Raw genomic sequence first — 16193 nt, 5'->3', positions numbered from 1 at the left:
AACGGTTCCAGGAAGGCCTGCCGACGTGATCCTTGCCGTCGTCACGACCCCATGCAGGCGGGGCATCCACTGGACCGCGATCGGATGGTGTGGGCCGTTGCCGAACAGCGCAGTTTGAGTGCCTGGGGCGTACTGCCGCTCGCGCCCAATCCCGAAGGCCACATCTGTCGTGCTCACGCTTTCGCCGCCCGGGGCAGAAACGATATCTAGTGGAAAGTGCGCTATGCCAGCCCATCACCCACCGGTATCAAGGTCGCGGTTAAACCCACCCTGGCGTTGACGGTGAAGATGCCCCGCAGCATATCGCCGGGTTGCCGCGAAGTGCCTGCGGATTGCGGGTCGCCCGAGCTGGGTCATGTCGAAATCGAGCCATACCGGTCGCCGGGGAGCTCAGCAAGGCGTTCTGCCTCGCCCTGACCGGCATCGTGACTCAGGCGGACGCGATTCAGGAGCTCGAGCCGGTAGCGCCACAGGCAGCACTGACGTAACGTGTCGAATTCCATTTCTCCTCTCGACGAGCTTGCGACGACGCTTCCCATGTCAACGACGTTCAGCCTGATAGCCCCTGCATCGTTCACCCGTCCCGAGATACTGGACCAGGCCGCAGAAGCCTTGCAGCGGTTCGGCATCGAGGTGCGTTTTCCCGCCCAACTGCAGAAGCGGCACCGCTACCTGGCCGGCGATGTCGGCCACCGCCTCGAGACGCTCTACGAGGCCTATGCCGACCCCCATACTGATGCCGTATGGGCCGTTCGCGGCGGCTACGGCTGCGCGCACCTGGCCACCGAGATCGACTGGCATCGGCTGTCGCCCAAACCGCTGATCGGTTATTCCGACCTCAGCGTGCTGCTGGATCAATGCCACCGCCATGGGCTGCCGGCGATCCACGGCCCGGTAATGAAGGAAGGCGTGAAGCTCATCGCGGATGACGAGGCCCTGCGCGCTGCGAGCCAACGCGACCTCGGCGCTCTGATGGGGCTCCTGGTGGGGCGAAATCCCGAAAGTGTGACGTTGACCCCCATTACGGCAACCACCTCCGCCACCATCGAAGGTCCTCTGGTCGGAGGTAATCTCTCGACGCTGGCCAGCGTTGCCGGCACGCCCTTGGCGTTCCGGGCACCGCCAGGCGCCATCGTGATTCTGGAAGACGTCGGCGAACCTTATTACCGGCTCGAGCGCGACCTCTGGCAACTGGCCTATTCCGGCGCACTGGATGAGGCGGCTGCCGTATGTATCGGCACTTTTGACAGTTGCGTGCCCTATGGGGATCTCAGAATAGAGACGCTATTCGAAACGTGGCTGATGCCTCGGGGCCTACCGCTGTACGCCGACCTCCCCGTCGGGCACGGTCGTGACAACCTGCCCTGGCGCTATGGCGCCATGGGACGGATCGCCGACGGCCGACTGCAGTTCCGCGACTGAGTCTCTGGATGAAGCCGACGAAAAAAAGCCGCCTCGCATAGGCGAGACGGCGAGCGTCGATTGACGACCTACTTCGATTGACACCCTAACTGCGGATTCGAACCCTACACGCGTTCGAATACCGTGGCGACGCCCTGTCCCATGCCGATGCACATGGTGGCCAGACCCAGCGTGGTGTCCTGCTGACGCATCACATTGAGCAACGTGGTACAGATACGCGCTCCCGAACAGCCCAGCGGATGGCCGAGGGCAATCGCGCCACCGTGCAGGTTGACGGCGTCGTCGAGCCGGTCGAGCAGTTCGAGATCCTTGAGTACCGGGATAGACTGGGCGGCAAAGGCCTCGTTGAGCTCGACCGTCTGAATATCACCGATCTGGAGCCCGGCGGCCTTGAGCGCCTTCTGTGACGCCGGCACCGGACCGTAGCCCATGATCGAGGCATCGCATCCGGCCACGCCGGTCGACACCACTTTCGCGAGGGGCTTCAGCCCCAGTGACCTGGCACGTTCGTAGCTCATCACCATCAGCGCGGATGCACCGACCGAGAGCGCCGACGAGGTGCCCGCGGTGACGGTTCCGTTCTTGGGATCGAAAGCCGGTTTGAGCGACGCCATCTGCTCGAGCGTGGCGTCCTCTCGCACGACTTCGTCGTGCTTGATCAGACTACGATAGCCCTGCGGATCGTGGCCTTCGATCGGCACGATCTCGTTGTCGAAATAACCCAACCGGTTGGCTTCGCTGGCGCGCTGGTGGGAGCGCAGCCCGAACTGATCCTGCTGTTCGCGGGTCACGCCGTGCATCTTGCCCAGCAGTTCCGCGGTCAATCCCATCATCATCGCCGCCTTGGCCGCGTGCTTGCTGGCGGCCGGATTGACGTCGACGCCATGCGTCATCGGCACGTGCTCCATGTGCTCGACCCCGCCGATCAGGTAACAGTCGCCCATGTCGGCGCGAATATTGGCAACGGCGATGTGCAGCGCGCTCATCGACGAGCCGCACAGCCGATTGACGGTCTGCGCCGGCACGGAGCGCGGGATGCCGGTCAGGATGGCGGCATTGCGGGCGATGTTCATCGACTGTTCGAGGGTCTGATTCACACAGCCCCAGATGATGTCATCGACCGCGGCGGGATCGAGCTTGTCGTTGCGCGTGAACAACGCCTGCATCATCGCGGCGGAAAGATTCTCGGCGCGCACGTTGCGAAAGGCACCGTGCTTGGCTTTGGCCATGGGGGAGCGGACGGCATCGACCACCACGGCATCTCGGGCATTCAAACTCATGAGTGTGACTCCGCTGACCTGGATATGAACGGGTGGTGGATTCAGCTGGCGCTAGACGCCGGCTCGGGGGCGGCATAGAAGTGCTCGCCGTTGTCCGCCATCTCCTTGAGACGCGGAGTCGGCGCATAGAGCGCGCCCAGTTCGCCGGCGAGCCGATCGGCCAGGGCGACGAACTCGGCCACGCCCATCGCGTCGATGTAGCGCAACGCACCGCCACGGAACGGCGGGAAGCCGATACCGTAGATCAGCGCCATGTCGGCCTCGGCGGGTGAACCCACGATACCGTCCTCGAGGCAGCGCACGGTTTCCATGCACAGCGGCACCATCATCCGCGCGATGATCTCGTCGTCGGAGAGTTCACGGTTCTCCTTGACGACCTCGGCGACCAGCCGATGCGCCTCGTCGTCGTGAACCTTCTTCGGCTTGCCCTTCTTGTCTTCCTCGTAGACGTAAAACCCCTTGCCGTTCTTCTGGCCCAGGCGCTGGTTGTCCATCATGACCTGGATCGCGGACTTGCCGTCGTGGGCCATGCGGTCGGGAAAGCCTTCGGCCATCACCTCACTGGCGTGCACGGCAGTGTCGATCCCGACGACATCGAGCAGATAGGCAGGCCCCATCGGCCAGCCGAAGAGCTCCATGATCTTGTCGGCACGCTCGAAGTCGACCCCATGCTCGACCAGCGCACTGAAGCCGCCGAAATAAGGGAACAGCACGCGGTTGACCAGGAAGCCGGGGCAGTCGTTGACCACGATCGGCGTCTTGCCCATCTGGCGCGCATACGCCACCGTGGCGGCGACCGCGGCGTCAGAGGTCTTGGCGCCACGAATGACTTCGACCAGCGGCATCCGGTGCACCGGATTGAAGAAGTGCATGCCGCAGAAGTTCTCCGGCCGCTTGAGGTCGGCTGCTAGGCGATCGATGGAGATCGTCGACGTGTTGGATGCCAGGATGGTGTCTTCTGCGACGTTGGCCTCGACTTCGGTCAATACGGCGGACTTGATCCTGGGATTCTCGACCACCGCCTCGACCACTAGATCGACGTTGCCGAAATCACCGTAGGAGAGCGTCGGACGAATGTTGCCGAGCACTTCCGCCAGCTTGGTCTGGCTGAGCTTGCCACGTTCGAGCTGCTTGGTGAGCAACTTGCGCGCCTCGTTCAAGCCGAGCTCGATCGCTTCCGGCTTGATGTCCTTCATCAGGATCGGCACGCCCTTGTAGGCGCTTTGATAGGCGATGCCGCCGCCCATTATTCCCGCCCCGAGCACGGCCGTCTGCTCGACCGCCTTCGCCGCTTTCTCGTACCGCTTGGCCTTCTTCTTGACCGCCTGGTCGTTCATGAACAGGCCGACCAGATTGTAGCAGACGTCAGTCTTGGCGAGCTTCGCAAACGCCTGGGCCTCGATCGCCTGCGCTCGCTCGCGGCCTTCTCCCGCGCCCTTCTGGATCACGCGGATCGACTCGATCGGCGCCGGATAGTGCGGGCCCGCCTTGCCGGCCACGTATCCCTTGGCGGTCTCGAAAGACATCATCTGCTCGACCGCATTGAGCTTCAGCGGTGAATCCTTCTCGACGCGTCGGGCGCGATAGTCGAAATCGCCGGCATTGGCCTTGTCGATGAGGTCTCGCGCGGCGTCCATCAGTTGCGCCTGCGGCACCACCGCGTCGACGGCACCCACCTTGAAGGCCGTCGCGGCATCGTTCTGCGTCCCGCCGGCAATCCATTCGATGGCGTTATCGGCACCGATCAGCCGTGGTAGGCGGACGCAGCCACCCCACCCCGGCACGATGCCCAGCTTGGTCTCGGGCAGCCCGATCTGCGCGGTTTCCGCCATGACGCGGAAGTCGGTGGTCAGGCTGAGCTCGCAGCCACCGCCCAGTGCCAGGCCGTTGAGCGCGGTAACGGTCGGGAACGGCAGATCCTCGATGCGGTTGAACAGCGAGTGTATCCGAGTATTCATGTCGACCAGGAACGACTCGTCCCTGGCGAACATGGCGTGAAATTCGGTGATGTCGGCGCCGACGACAAAAACGTCCTTGGCACTGGCGACGATCAGGCCCTTGAGGCCCGCTTCGTTTTCCAGCGCCTCGACGGCTTCGAGCAACTGACCGATGACCGAGGACGACAGCTTGTTGATCGCCTCGTCCTTGAGATCCAGTGTCAGTAGCGCAACATCGCCGTCCTGACGCTCGACCCGGATGGCATCGCCTTGATAGAGCATGGGTGGTCTCCGTGCCATGGCTACAAAAGCGTCCCGCATTGGCATCGACGGGACGAATCATACGACTGTTTGAATATCGAGAGCTTGAGCCGCATGCCGGGGCTCGTCAAGATCAACCAAAGTCTCGCACCGCGTCTTCGCCCTTTGACGATAGCGCAGGTCTTTCGGCGACTAGAGGTCTACGTTCGCCGCGTCCGCGCAAAATGGATCCCCAACCGCTAGAATGTCCCGCCCGTCGACCGGTCGGTGCTTCTCATCCGGATCACCGACCGTGCCTCCCCGTGAGTCGATTCAGAAGGAGCCTGGACCGTGGCCGTGAAAGAGACCGTGACGCCCCCGATACTGGCTCGGCTGGAACCGCTTGTCACTCGTTTACGCCGTTATCACTGGGCCTGGCCTCCCATTGCGTTCGTGCTGGGGCTGCTCGGCTTTTTCCTGGTCAATCGACAACAGTGGCTGGGCGGCGTGCTGGCGTTGGGCCTGGTGCTGACCTGGGCTCTGTTGATCATCGAGAGCATTACCAGCAAATGGCTGTCGCGGCGAGGACGCAACGCCGCGCTGCCTCGCGCGGCGGCGACCTTCATCGCGCAAATGGTGCATCAGGAGACACTTTTTTTCTGCCTGCCGTTTTTCCTCGCCACGACCATCTGGACCAGCGGTCAGGCGGTGTTCACCGGGCTACTGATCGCTTGTTCGATTCTCGCCATCCTGGATCCGCTGTACTTTGGACTCTCCAATCGGCACCGATGGCTCTACTTCCTGCTCCACTCATTGTGCGTATTCGTGGTGATGCTGGTCACGCTCCCGATCATGCTAAGTCTGACCACCGGCGAGAGCCTGATACTGTCGATCCTGGCAATGATGTTCTTCAGCTTGCCCAGTGTCCTTGGGCTCCTCGGATCCGGCGGCATCACTCGCTGGCTTGCCATGGCGGGGTTGCTGATCATTCTGGGAGGCATCGCCTGGACCGGGCGCACCTGGATACCACCGGCAACGTTGTGGCTATCCGGCAGCGCGCTCTCTCCCGGCTTCGATACAGCGGCCCGACAGCCCAGCGGAAGCATGGCACTGACGCCTCAGGCGCTTCAGTCGCGAGGACTTTACGTTTATACGGCGATTCGGGCTCCTCGTGGGCTGCGCGAGAAGATCTATCATGTCTGGCGTCACGACGGTAACGTCGTGGAGCGCATTGCGCTGGTCATTCATGGCGGACGTGATCAGGGCTACCGAGCCTGGACTCACAAGCAGAATTTCTCCAGCGAACCGGAAGGACGCTGGCAGGTGGACGTCATCACGCAGACGGGACAGCGTATCGGCAGCGTACGATTCACAGTGGCTGCGAATGGCGAAGCAACGATCGCCGATGGCAGGATTCAGCGCCCGCCAGGTATCCCCGGGTGGAATATCCGCCATGTATTAGGCAATAACGGTACGCAGGGCGACTAATCGCCAATCATTGTGGCTTGCATTATCCTGCGGTGCTTTGGAGAATGTTAGGACGTTCACGATTCAGGTAATCCGCTATGGCACAGCATATCGGCTTTAAATTGGCACGTTTGCCGCGACTCTGGCGCGCCGTCATCGATGAACGCCTGGCACCGCTGGGCTTGACTCAGACACGCTGGGTGACACTCTGGAATCTGCGCAACATGGGTGGAGGCCAGGCCCAGTGCGATCTGGCACGAGCCATCGGCGTGGAAGCCCCCTCGCTGGTACGGACCTTGGACCAGCTCGCGGAGCAGAACCTGATCGAGCGCCGCCCATGCGCCGAGGACCGACGCACCAAAAGGCTGCATCTGACCAACGACGCAACACCGCTGCTGGAAGAGATCGAGAAGATCGTCAACGAGGTACGAGACGAGATGCTGGGTGGCTTCACCTCGGATGAGATCGACACCTTCGAAAGCATGCTGGACCGCATCGAGAAAAATGGCCTGGAGTTGCAACGTCAGTCCGAGCAGGCCAAAGCCAGTTGATGCTGATGGCACCACGCTGACCCTCGCGCCGCCGCACACCAGGGACGGGGGACGTGCCCTTCAAAGCGGTCCGATGCCCTCCCCGGCCCTCTTCCCACTCCCGGCCAGTATGTCTCGCATGGCCAACCAGTTTGCCCAATTCTGCTGAAAATTCTCGAGGCTCATCGCCTCCTGCCACCAGACACACATCGTGTGCTTACCGGATTCGACGATCAGCGCATCCTTCGGCAGGGCATCCAGCCACTGCTCGAGGGACCGCAATCGTTCGGCGCTCAATGGCGGTAGCGGTGCCTGACGCCACCGCCACTGACCCGTTGCCGCCTCCAGCGCGTCACTGGCGACGTCATTGCGTATCACCGTAAAGTCACTACCCGACGCCGTACCCGGGTAGCGCAGTCGATACCCCGTCAGGGCGACGTTCGGTAGTGCCAGCGGAGCCTTGGTAAAGTTCAATTCTCCGCCATTGGCTTTGACATATCGTCGTAATTGCCCACGCAGCGTCTCGCCCCGACTGGGCCTCAGCCATACCATTGGCGAAAGCATCAGTAATATCGCGATCAACAAAAAACCCAGTACCGCCATAAACTCTCCTATATTCCCGTCATTCGGCTTTTCGGTGACCGCTTTAAACTAAAGTATGAAACGATACATCGCACTTTGGCGATGACATCGCGTTGCGTCGCGTGAACACATGCCTGATGATCGGCTGCGGCGCCTGACCGCAGGCCGTTGCCGAAAATAGCATTGTGCCGTTCATGGGCCGCGCTTACAGTTATCCATGTTCATTCGCCGGACGGGGGATTACCCGATGAGCAACGAATACCATCACGTGCTGGTTGCCGTGGACCTGACCAAGGATTCGCACAAGGTCCTGGAGCGAGCGATTCCCATCGCGCGCCGCAACCAGGCCAAGCTCTCGATCATCCACACGCTGGAGCCTTTGGGGTTCGCCTATGGTGGCGACATCCCCATGGACTTGACGAGCATTCAGGACCAGCTCGACGAACATGCGACGCAGCGCCTGGCCGATATCTCGGACCCTTACGACATCCCACGGGAAGATCAGCATATCGTGGTCGGGATGCCGGACACGGAGATCCAGCGCTTCGCCAAGGAACACGACGTGGACCTGATCGTCGTGGGGTCCCACGGCCGCCACGGCTTCGCCCTGCTGCTGGGCTCGACATCGACTGGCGTGCTGCATGGCGCCGAGTGCGACGTACTGGCAGTCCGCGTCGGCAAGGACGGTGAAACCGAAGAGTGATGCTGGCGCCCCTTACTCACTGCCCGCCCACGGCGGGCAGTGAGAGTAGATGCGCTGCGAGGCCGTCAGCCGCTTCCTTCAGCCATCGCCTCCAGCTCCATCCACCGCTCCATGGCCCGATCCAGCTCCGCCTGGGTGTCCGACAACGCTTCGATGGCAGTACTCACGGTCTCGCTATCCTGCTGGTAGAAATCCGGCGCCCCCATCCTGGCCTCGAAGTCGGCGATCCGCGTCTCCAGCGTCTCGATCGTGGCCGGCAGTGTATCCAGCTCGCGCTGCAGCTTGTAGGAGAGCTTCTGGCGGCGCTTGTCGCCGTCTGCCTTCTCCGCCGACTGACTGTTCGGGGCCGTCTGCCGCTCGGCCAGTTTCTGCTGGGCCTTGCGGGCTTCGGCCAGCTCCCAGGGCGCCGGCGGGAGACGACCGCCCTGCCGCACCCAGTCGCTATACCCGCCCACGTAGCTGCGCACAACGCCGTCGCCTTCGAAGGCCAGTACGTCGGTGACCACGTTGTCCATGAAGGCGCGGTCATGGGAGACGAGCAATAGCGTACCCTCGAAATCGAGTAGCAACTCCTCCAGCAGTTCCAGCGTCTCCACATCCAGGTCGTTGGTCGGTTCGTCGAGCACCAGCACGTTGGCCGGCTGGGTGAAGAGCTTGGCCAGCAGCAGCCGGTTGGACTCTCCGCCGGACAGCGCCTTGACCGGCTGTCTTGCGCGCTCGGGCGTGAACAGGAAATCCTGCAGGTAGCTGATGACGTGCTTGTCCTTGCCCGCCACCGTCACCTTGTCGCTGCCCTGGGCGACGTTGTCGTAGACGCTCTTGTTCGGCTCGAGCCCGGCGCGCAACTGGTCGAAGTAGGCAACCGAAAGGTTGGTTCCCATTCTCACGCTACCCTCGCTCGGCTCGAGTTCGCCCAGCAGGATCTTGAGCAGCGTCGTCTTGCCGGCGCCGTTGCGCCCGATCAGCCCGATACGATCGCCGCGCTGAATCTCCAGAGAGAGATCGCGGATAATGCAGGCATCGGCGTAGTACTGCGTGACATTCTGCAGCTCGACGACCCGCTTGCCGCTACGTTCGCCGCTATCCACCTGGAACGACGCCTTGCCTTGGCGCTCACGACGCTGGGAACGCTCGTTGCGCATCTTCTCGAGCGCTCGCACACGGCCCTCGTTGCGGGTGCGGCGTGCCTTGATGCCTTGGCGAATCCAGGTCTCTTCCTGTGCCAGTTTCTTGTCGAACTCGGCGCGCTCGCGGGCCTCGACTTCCAGCTCGTGCGCCTTCTGCGCTTGGTAGGTGGCGTAGTCACCGGGATAACGTCCCAGCCGCCCGCGATCGAGCTCCAGGATGGTGGTCGCCAGCTTCGACAGGAAAGCGCGGTCGTGGGTGATGAACAGCACCGCTCCCTCGAATGCCAGCAGCTGTTCCTCCAGCCAGGTAATGGTATCGATATCGAGATGGTTGGTCGGCTCGTCGAGCAGCAGCAGGTCAGGACCCGAAACCATCGCCCGCGCCAACGCCACCCGTCGACGCCAGCCCCCCGACAAACCGCTCATCATGGCCTCGGCAGGCAGGCCAAGACGCGTCAGCACGGTATCGATACGCTGGTGAAAGGACCAGCCATCCTGCGCCTCCAGCCGTGTCTGCAGCGTCTCCAGACGTCGCATGTCCGGTTCGGTCATCGCCACCAGGCGGTGGTATTCGGCTAGCAGCTCTCCGGTCTCGGGCAACCCCTGGGCGACAACTTCGAAGATCGTCGCCTGGTCGGCATCCGGCAGGGTCTGCTCGAGAACACCGATCTTGAGTCCCGGCGCACGCCAGATATGGCCATCGTCAGCCTGGTTGTCGCCCGAGATCAGTTTCAGGAGGGTCGACTTGCCGGTGCCGTTTCGTCCCACCAGCGCCAGACGTTCTCCTTTCTCGATCTCCAGATCCGCGCCATCGAGAAGCGTATGGTGGCCGTAGGCCAGTTGCAGTTGTTCAAGGCGTAGCAGAGCCACGTAGGACCTCGCGATCGTGAGTCTTCGAAATGACTGAAGTTGGTAGCTTGGTGGCTATTTTGTCTGGCCGAACGTATTTTCGAGCCGCATTGTACCTTGCTCGTCCACACTCGCCGAAATGGATTGGCCTACACTTCGCCCTTGGCCTTGGGCCCTTTACAATGCATGCCGACAATCTTTCCCTCGACTGAAAGGAGTGCCGCGTGAGCGACACGCCGCAGCATCAGGCTTCCGGCCAAGAATCCCCCCTGCCGGAAGCGCTACGAATCACTTCGCCGTCACCGTTAGTCGATATCGGCGCCAATCTGACCCACGACAGCTTCGAGCGGGATCTCGAGGCGACCCTGGCTCGGGCGGCCGACGCCAATGTCACGACGCTGGTGGTGACTGGCGCGGATCTCGAAGGCGCCACCAGGGCGGCTCGACTGGCGACTCAATTTCCCAGCCTTCATGCGACGGCCGGTCTGCATCCTCATCATGCCTCCGAGTGGTGCCCGGAGCTGGAGCAGGCAATGCGCGAACTTCATCGACAAAAATCGGTCGTCGCCGTGGGAGAGTGCGGTCTCGATTTCCACCGCAACTTTTCCTCCCCCGCGGACCAGGAGCGCGCCCTGGAAGCGCAACTCGCGCTGGCGGCGGAGTCTGGCTTGCCGCTGTTCCTTCACGAGCGAGATGCCGGGCGGCGCATGCGGGAGATCCTGGGCGAATGGCGGGATCGCCTCAGCGACGCCGTCGTACACTGCTTCACCGGAGATCGGGAGACACTCCACGGCTATCTCGACCTGGACCTTCACATTGGCCAGACCGGCTGGCTCAGCGACGAACGCCGTGGTCATCATCTCCGCGAGTTCGTCGCCGACATCCCCGCCGAGCGTTTGATGGTGGAAACCGACTGCCCCTACCTGCTGCCGCGCAATCTGCCGGCGAAGATAAAAGGGCGCCGCCACGAGCCGGCTCTGCTACCTTGGATAGTGAGAGAACTGGCTCACTGGCGCGGCGAGAGCGAAGCCGAGTTGGCGCATCAAACCACGCTGACGGCCAAGCGCTTCTTTCGGCTGAACGAGGACGCTGGCAAATGACCGACTATCCAGGATTCATCGCCGTCGAGACCGGAGACGACAATTCGCTGCCACTGGCCATTGCCTGGGCACTACCCGACGGTCAGATCAAGCACACCCTGATTCAACCGGACGATGAATGGCTGGACGACGAGCTGTTGTCCCTCGGTGGCTACGATCTCGACGAACTGCGACATCTCGGCATCAGTCCGTTGGACGTGCTCAGGGAGCTGGAGAACGACCATTTCAGCGAGACGCTCTACACGGCGGGCGTTCAGGACGATGAAGCCGCCCTGTCGCTAATGTTCGACGACTTCGGTGTCGATCCGTTCGTCGAGCTTGCCCCGGCGGCGAATCTCTACCCGGAACTCGATGCCGGCGACTGGTCACGCGCCCGCAGCGAGCTGTTCGGAGAGATGGGACTGGAGCCCCTGCGCCCGGAGCACGAGGTCCAGGTCATGCTCTACCTCCATCAGCGTCTCCTTCAACGGGACGAGTAGCGCCACGCGCCACCAGCCGTTGCCGCCCCGCGGCGACGGCTGCCTGAATTCCACCTCCTCCGGAGTAGACGGCGAGCGCATCGATGAGCGCCTGCGCCCGCATGGGGACCCCTTCGCGCCGATATTGCGCCGCCCGCGCCGCCACCTTCGCACTGAACGCGCCTCGATCCACCTCGACGCCGTCGAGATTGTCGATGCTGACCTCGAACGGCTTGCGACACGCTTCGCTGAATAGCGCCTCCAGCGCTTGTGGCGCAGCCTCGACACACTCGAAGTGGACCTGCCGTTCAGCATCCCGTCCGTCGGGCTCATACCAATAGCCGTAATCTTCGAGTTGTCGACGTGCCTCGCCGGCGATGCACCAGTGGCTGATTTCATGCAGCGCGCTGGCGAAAAAGCCATGAGCGAATACGATCCGATGATGATCGTGATGCGCGTCGGACGGCAGATAGATGGGTTCGTCTTCCCCGCGCACCAGTCGCGTGCGGTGACTGTCGGCAAAGATGCCGTCGAACAGGGCAATCAGGTCTTCGATGTCGTGTGTCATCAGGGCCTCCGGAACTGCGCCGGAGTATACGTAAGTTCACACCTTCCGCCGAGCGCTGCCCCGCGACTCCTGCTAGAATCACCGGCCTGTCCGTTCGGTCAAGGAGCACCCGTGTCGTCGACCGTCAGCCGTTTCCAGCGCTGCCGCCAAGAAACCGGCAGTCTTTTGCGTCTGAGCCTGCCGATCTGCGGCGCGCAATTGGCCCAGGCCGGCATGAGCGCGTCGGACGTCATCATGTCGGGCCGGGCCAGCGCCATCGATCTGGCGGCGGTTTCCGTCGGTGCCAGTCTGTGGGTGCCGCTGATGCTGCTGATGACCGGAACCTTGATGGGCCTCACTCCTATCGTGGCACATCGAATGGGCGCCGGGTGTCACGATCAGGTCCGCGGCAAGGTTCATCAAGCGCTTTGGGTGGCACTGATCCTGGGAATTATCAGCGCGCTGGCCATGACGCTGGGTGCCAGCGTCATTTTCCACCTGATGCAGATTCCCGCCGATGTCGCCAGCCTGGCAACCGCTTATTTGAACGCCGCTGCTTTCGGCATTCCCGCCGTGGCGATATATCAAGCGCTACGCGCCTTCTCTGACGGCATGCATCATACGCGCCCTGCGCTGTGGATCAGCCTCCTCGGTCTCGCGGTCAATATCCCCGGCAATTTTCTATTGATCTATGGCGGCCAGGGACTGGTCGGGCTATTCGGCGACGGGATACCCCTTTTTCTGCAGCAGCTACCCGCGCTGGGTGCATTCGGATGTGGTATCGCGACCGCCGTATCGATGTGGGCCATGTGCCTGGGTATGATCTGGTACACCACTCGCAGTCGTGCCTATGCCCCGGTAGTCCTGTGGGCCTCCCCGACCCCGCCGCGCTGGCAGGATATCGCGGAGCTTCTGTATATCGGCCTCCCGATTGGTCTGGCCATCTTCTTCGAGGTCACGCTGTTTACCGTGATCACGCTTCTGGTCGCCTACCTCGGCGAGATCACCGTGGCTGCGCACCAGATCGCCCTCAATGTCACGTCGATACTGTTCATGCTGCCGCTGTCGTTGAGCATGGCCCTGACCGTCAGGGTCAGCAACCGACTCGGGGCGGGCAATGCTGCCGAGGCACGCTTCGTGGCCTGGAACGGTATCGGCGTCGGCTTTGCCTTGGCGCTACTCAACAGCACGCTGATCTGGCTACTGGCGGCTCCGGTGGTGTCGCTCTACACCAGCAACGTCGATGTGCGCACCCTGGCCATGTCACTGATTCTGCTGGCCATGCTGTTTCAGATTTCGGACTCGCTCCAGGTCAACCTGGCCGGCGCCCTGCGTGGCTACAAGGACACCAGGGTCGTCATGGGCATCACCCTGTTTTCCTACTGGTTCGTCGGCCTGGGATGCGGCCACTTGCTGGGGCGCGGCCTGGAGAACCTATTCGACGCACTGGGCATCTATGGTTACTGGATCGGGCTCAATGCGGGCTTGACGACGGCAGCGGGGCTACTCGCCTGGCGTTTATGGCAGGTCGGTAGCCGTCGGTTGGCGAAAAGCTGAAATTATCGTCATTGAGTCTACCGCGGGGCTTAACATGCCCTTCCTGGCTGTGCTAATACTGGCATCAGGCCTCACGCCGAGACATTGCCGACCAGGAGGGTAGCCATGGGTGTCCCACTTTCCCCTCGATCCGCGCAGATCATTGATCTGGAAACCATGAGGCATCGGCTGAGAGCCAGGAAGCGGTTGGTCCGGCTATCGCCCGAACTCGACGGCCTGGAAATGCTCTACTACCTCGCCTCCGATCCCGACACGCTGTACGGCATGCCACTGCTGGCATGGGGACTGCGCGAAGACGACGAAGTCGTCGGCCTGGTGCCCTGGATGGAGTCGTTGGCACCTTGCCACGAGCTGGACGATCCCGAATATGGCCACTTCGTGGGCTATCGCGATCCCGAGACGCACGAGATATTCCACGACGCTCCCGAGCACAAGATTGCCGAGCTGGCGCACGCGGCAGCCTATTTCGATTATGAAGAAACCCAAGACGTCTCGTTGACCCAGCAACTGCCGGAAACCCAGGGCACGCACGCACTGTGCATGGACGAGGATGGCAAGCCCTGGCAACTCAAGCAGATCTTCGGTTGGCACCTCTACAGCAATGGGGCCGTCGATGCGATGCTGGTCGATGACACACGGGCGACGCCACTTCCCGTTCTGCTGGGGGACGACTGCCTCTATCCCGGTCGAAGTCGCCACCACACGCTCTATTTTTTCCAGCGCAATATCGCCAACCGCATCCGGAACGAAGATCCGGATACTCTGGAGGCGCTGGCACTGATGGTCATGCCGGGGAACTGACCCGTCAGCTGAAAAGAGTGGCCAACCGGCCCGCTTCGCCGCTATCTCATCCCAACAGGATGCGATAGCGGTATTCTTCCCCATCCTGGCTCTGTTCGATGAGCCGATGTCCCAGGAAATTGCAGAACTTGGGGATGTCGCGGGTCGTCGCCGGATCGGTGGCGAGCACTTCCAGGATGTCACCGGTTGCCATGTCTCGCACCTTGTTGTGCATCAGCATGATCGGCTCCGGACAGTAGAGTCCCCGTGTATCCAGTCTCTCCCCTTGATGAAGCCGAGCGTCGTTCATGGTTGCCTCGCGCAAGCTATCGTCGTTCATTCATCCAGTCTCACGTGGACGGTGACCTCTTCACGGTCATGATACAGGTGGCGACAGGCGATGCTAGCGCTCACGCCTGCAGTCTTCAACGAACCCTCGAGCCGTATCAGGCAACGCCGAACTTCCTCCCACCTTTTTTTCATCGGCAGTTTCAGGTTGAAAATCGCCTCGCGGCACCAGCGTTTGATCAGCCAGCGTTCGACCATATCGATCACTCGCATCGGCTTGTCGACGATATCGCACACCAGCCAGTCGAGCCGGTACGGCGGTTCCCAGACAAAACCGTCTTCACGCAAGTGCTCGACCTGCCCCGTCGCCATCAATCCTGGCGCCATGGGCCCGTTGTCGATGGCATAGACGAACATTCCACGACGCACCAGTTGGTAGGTCCAGCCACCCGGCGCTGCGCCCAGGTCCACGGCTTGCATGCCTTCGTGGAGACGCGTTTCCCAGGTCTCTTTCGGCACGAAGGTATGCCAGGCTTCCTCGAGTTTGAGAGTCGAACGGCTCGGAGCATCGGCAGGATGGCGGAGTCGCAGAATCCCGCCCGGATGATCGCTGCGATTGCCCGGAAAGCTCATGCCAACCTGTATCGAATCGCCGGCTAGCCAGAACAGATGTAGCCTCCGTCCCCCAGCCTTGCGCCGCAGCCCGCCACCGCGCTTCAGCGCACTTTCCAGAGGCCGGCTCAGAGACTTGGCCAAGCGCCCAAGACTCTTGCCGTCATTGGTATCCGGGGTCTCGTGCCAAATCGACTCGAAATTCCAGCCACTCTCCTTGACCAGATTCGCGATGGGTGAGATTCGGTCCTCACGTGACAGCGTCAATGGCTCGAAAGCGACCAATGATTGACGCGCGAAGACCAATGATGCCAGTGGCAGTTCACGGTGAATCGCATTGACGGGTTGATCGTTCTGGCTCTGCCAACGCACGAATCCACTGTTGGCCTCGGCCATGACGACCTGGCCGGATTGCCCCGAGTCGATAGCACGCGAGGTGATTTCCGCCGCCAGATCCGGCTCGAAACCGGCCCGGCAATACAGCAGCCACTCGTTGGGAACTCGATTCACAATCACCTCGCTACGCTAACACTTACTCGACATCAGTCCGGCAAAGAAAAACCCCCAGCTTCTCACGAAGCTGGGGGTTGGGATAGAAGCCTGACGATGACCTACTCTCACATGGGGAGACCCCACACTACCATCGGCGCTAAGCGGTTTCACTGCTGAGTTCGGCATGGATCAGGTGGTTCCCACTCGCTATGGTCGTCAGGC

The 16193-nt window shown here is 61.9% G+C and carries 15 protein-coding genes and 1 rRNA gene; 8 read left to right on the top strand and 8 right to left on the bottom strand.

Translation table 11 applies throughout. The annotated features are described in order from the left end of the window. Nucleotides 1-537 precede the first annotated feature (537 nt). Nucleotides 538-1422 (top strand): S66 peptidase family protein, encoded by an 885-nt coding sequence (locus F0A16_RS11715; protein WP_149435590.1) that lies wholly within the window; start codon nt 538-540, stop codon nt 1420-1422. Between the two features lie 104 nt (nt 1423-1526). Here F0A16_RS11715 and fadA read toward each other — a convergent pair whose 3' ends face one another. Both fadA and fadB read right to left on the bottom strand, forming a co-directional pair. After that, the gene (fadA, locus tag F0A16_RS11710) at nt 1527-2702 is read right to left on the bottom strand and encodes an acetyl-CoA C-acyltransferase FadA (RefSeq protein ID WP_149435589.1); all 1176 of its coding nucleotides are present in this window, start codon (nt 2700-2702) and stop codon (nt 1527-1529) included. Between the two features lie 41 nt (nt 2703-2743). Further along, entirely contained in the window at nt 2744-4921 is a 2178-nt protein-coding gene (fadB, locus tag F0A16_RS11705) for a fatty acid oxidation complex subunit alpha FadB (protein WP_149435588.1), read from the bottom strand. A gap of 309 nt (nt 4922-5230) precedes the next feature. On the opposite strand from fadB, the gene F0A16_RS11700 reads away from it, so the two are divergent. Both F0A16_RS11700 and slyA read left to right on the top strand, forming a co-directional pair. Continuing rightward, nucleotides 5231-6367, top strand: a complete 1137-nt coding sequence (locus tag F0A16_RS11700) for a DUF5924 family protein (protein ID WP_239023806.1) — start codon at nt 5231-5233, stop codon at nt 6365-6367. A gap of 77 nt (nt 6368-6444) precedes the next feature. Continuing rightward, nucleotides 6445-6897: a transcriptional regulator SlyA gene (gene slyA, locus F0A16_RS11695; protein WP_149435587.1), complete on the top strand. Its 453-nt coding sequence runs from the start codon at nt 6445-6447 to the stop codon at nt 6895-6897. A 60-nt stretch (nt 6898-6957) separates the two neighbouring features. Here the strand turns inward: slyA and F0A16_RS11690 are convergent, their stop codons facing one another. Further along, nucleotides 6958-7350: a hypothetical protein gene (locus F0A16_RS11690; protein ID WP_149435586.1), complete on the bottom strand. Its 393-nt coding sequence runs from the start codon at nt 7348-7350 to the stop codon at nt 6958-6960. Nucleotides 7351-7705: 355 nt separating this feature from the next. Between F0A16_RS11690 and F0A16_RS11685 the strand changes: the two genes are divergently transcribed. Beyond that, complete coding sequence (locus tag F0A16_RS11685; RefSeq protein ID WP_071230430.1) at nt 7706-8161, top strand: universal stress protein; 456 nt, start codon at nt 7706-7708, stop codon at nt 8159-8161. 65 nt (nt 8162-8226) lie between these two features. Here the strand turns inward: F0A16_RS11685 and F0A16_RS11680 are convergent, their stop codons facing one another. After that, the gene (locus tag F0A16_RS11680) at nt 8227-10158 is read right to left on the bottom strand and encodes an ATP-binding cassette domain-containing protein (protein WP_149435585.1); all 1932 of its coding nucleotides are present in this window, start codon (nt 10156-10158) and stop codon (nt 8227-8229) included. 203 nt (nt 10159-10361) lie between these two features. Here F0A16_RS11680 and F0A16_RS11675 point away from each other — a divergent pair, with 203 nt between their 5' ends. Beyond that, the gene (locus F0A16_RS11675; RefSeq protein WP_149435584.1) at nt 10362-11237 is read left to right on the top strand and encodes a TatD family hydrolase; all 876 of its coding nucleotides are present in this window, start codon (nt 10362-10364) and stop codon (nt 11235-11237) included. Beyond that, the gene (locus F0A16_RS11670; RefSeq protein WP_149435583.1) at nt 11234-11716 is read left to right on the top strand and encodes a hypothetical protein; all 483 of its coding nucleotides are present in this window, start codon (nt 11234-11236) and stop codon (nt 11714-11716) included. The genes F0A16_RS11675 and F0A16_RS11670 overlap by 4 nt, the downstream gene beginning before the upstream one ends. On the opposite strand, the gene F0A16_RS11665 is transcribed toward F0A16_RS11670, so the two are convergent. Then, nucleotides 11673-12263, bottom strand: a complete 591-nt coding sequence (locus tag F0A16_RS11665) for an elongation factor P hydroxylase (protein ID WP_149435582.1) — start codon at nt 12261-12263, stop codon at nt 11673-11675. The genes F0A16_RS11670 and F0A16_RS11665 overlap by 44 nt on opposite strands. Nucleotides 12264-12374: 111 nt before the next feature. Between F0A16_RS11665 and F0A16_RS11660 the strand changes: the two genes are divergently transcribed. Together F0A16_RS11660 and F0A16_RS11655 are read left to right on the top strand one after the other, a co-directional pair. Further along, nucleotides 12375-13799, top strand: coding sequence for an MATE family efflux transporter (locus F0A16_RS11660; RefSeq protein ID WP_239023805.1), 1425 nt, complete (start codon nt 12375-12377; stop codon nt 13797-13799). Nucleotides 13800-13904: 105 nt separating this feature from the next. Further along, nucleotides 13905-14600, top strand: coding sequence for a hypothetical protein (locus F0A16_RS11655; protein WP_149435580.1), 696 nt, complete (start codon nt 13905-13907; stop codon nt 14598-14600). 46 nt (nt 14601-14646) lie between these two features. Here the strand turns inward: F0A16_RS11655 and tusA are convergent, their stop codons facing one another. The 3 genes from tusA to rrf form a co-directional block, all read right to left on the bottom strand. Continuing rightward, nucleotides 14647-14889, bottom strand: a complete 243-nt coding sequence (gene tusA / locus F0A16_RS11650; protein WP_149435781.1) for a sulfurtransferase TusA — start codon at nt 14887-14889, stop codon at nt 14647-14649. A gap of 26 nt (nt 14890-14915) precedes the next feature. Beyond that, entirely contained in the window at nt 14916-15992 is a 1077-nt protein-coding gene (gene rlmM / locus F0A16_RS11645; protein WP_149435780.1) for a 23S rRNA (cytidine(2498)-2'-O)-methyltransferase RlmM, read from the bottom strand. An 85-nt stretch (nt 15993-16077) separates the two neighbouring features. Beyond that, nucleotides 16078-16192: ribosomal RNA gene (rrf, locus tag F0A16_RS11640) — 5S ribosomal RNA — on the bottom strand. Nucleotide 16193 lies beyond the last annotated feature (1 nt).

It is taken from the genome of Salinicola corii (assembly GCF_008298015.1).
Classification (GTDB): Bacteria; Pseudomonadota; Gammaproteobacteria; order Pseudomonadales; family Halomonadaceae; genus Salinicola; species Salinicola corii.
Note: the sequence above shows the minus strand (reverse complement) of the source record. Positions and strands in the feature narration are given on the sequence as shown.

What these genes read in the sequence shown, in the direction of transcription:
- F0A16_RS11685 (WP_071230430.1), top strand. Translation starts at nt 7,706, where the DNA reads ATGAGCAACGAATACCATCACGTGCTGGTTGCCGTGGACCTGACCAAG.
- F0A16_RS11715 (WP_149435590.1), top strand. Translation starts at nt 538, where the DNA reads ATGTCAACGACGTTCAGCCTGATAGCCCCTGCATCGTTCACCCGTCCC.
- slyA (WP_149435587.1), top strand. Translation starts at nt 6,445, where the DNA reads ATGGCACAGCATATCGGCTTTAAATTGGCACGTTTGCCGCGACTCTGG.
- fadB (WP_149435588.1), bottom strand. Translation starts at nt 4,921, where the DNA reads ATGCTCTATCAAGGCGATGCCATCCGGGTCGAGCGTCAGGACGGCGAT.
- tusA (WP_149435781.1), bottom strand. Translation starts at nt 14,889, where the DNA reads ATGAACGACGCTCGGCTTCATCAAGGGGAGAGACTGGATACACGGGGA.
- F0A16_RS11670 (WP_149435583.1), top strand. Translation starts at nt 11,234, where the DNA reads ATGACCGACTATCCAGGATTCATCGCCGTCGAGACCGGAGACGACAAT.
- F0A16_RS11655 (WP_149435580.1), top strand. Translation starts at nt 13,905, where the DNA reads ATGGGTGTCCCACTTTCCCCTCGATCCGCGCAGATCATTGATCTGGAA.
- fadA (WP_149435589.1), bottom strand. Translation starts at nt 2,702, where the DNA reads ATGAGTTTGAATGCCCGAGATGCCGTGGTGGTCGATGCCGTCCGCTCC.
- F0A16_RS11665 (WP_149435582.1), bottom strand. Translation starts at nt 12,263, where the DNA reads ATGACACACGACATCGAAGACCTGATTGCCCTGTTCGACGGCATCTTT.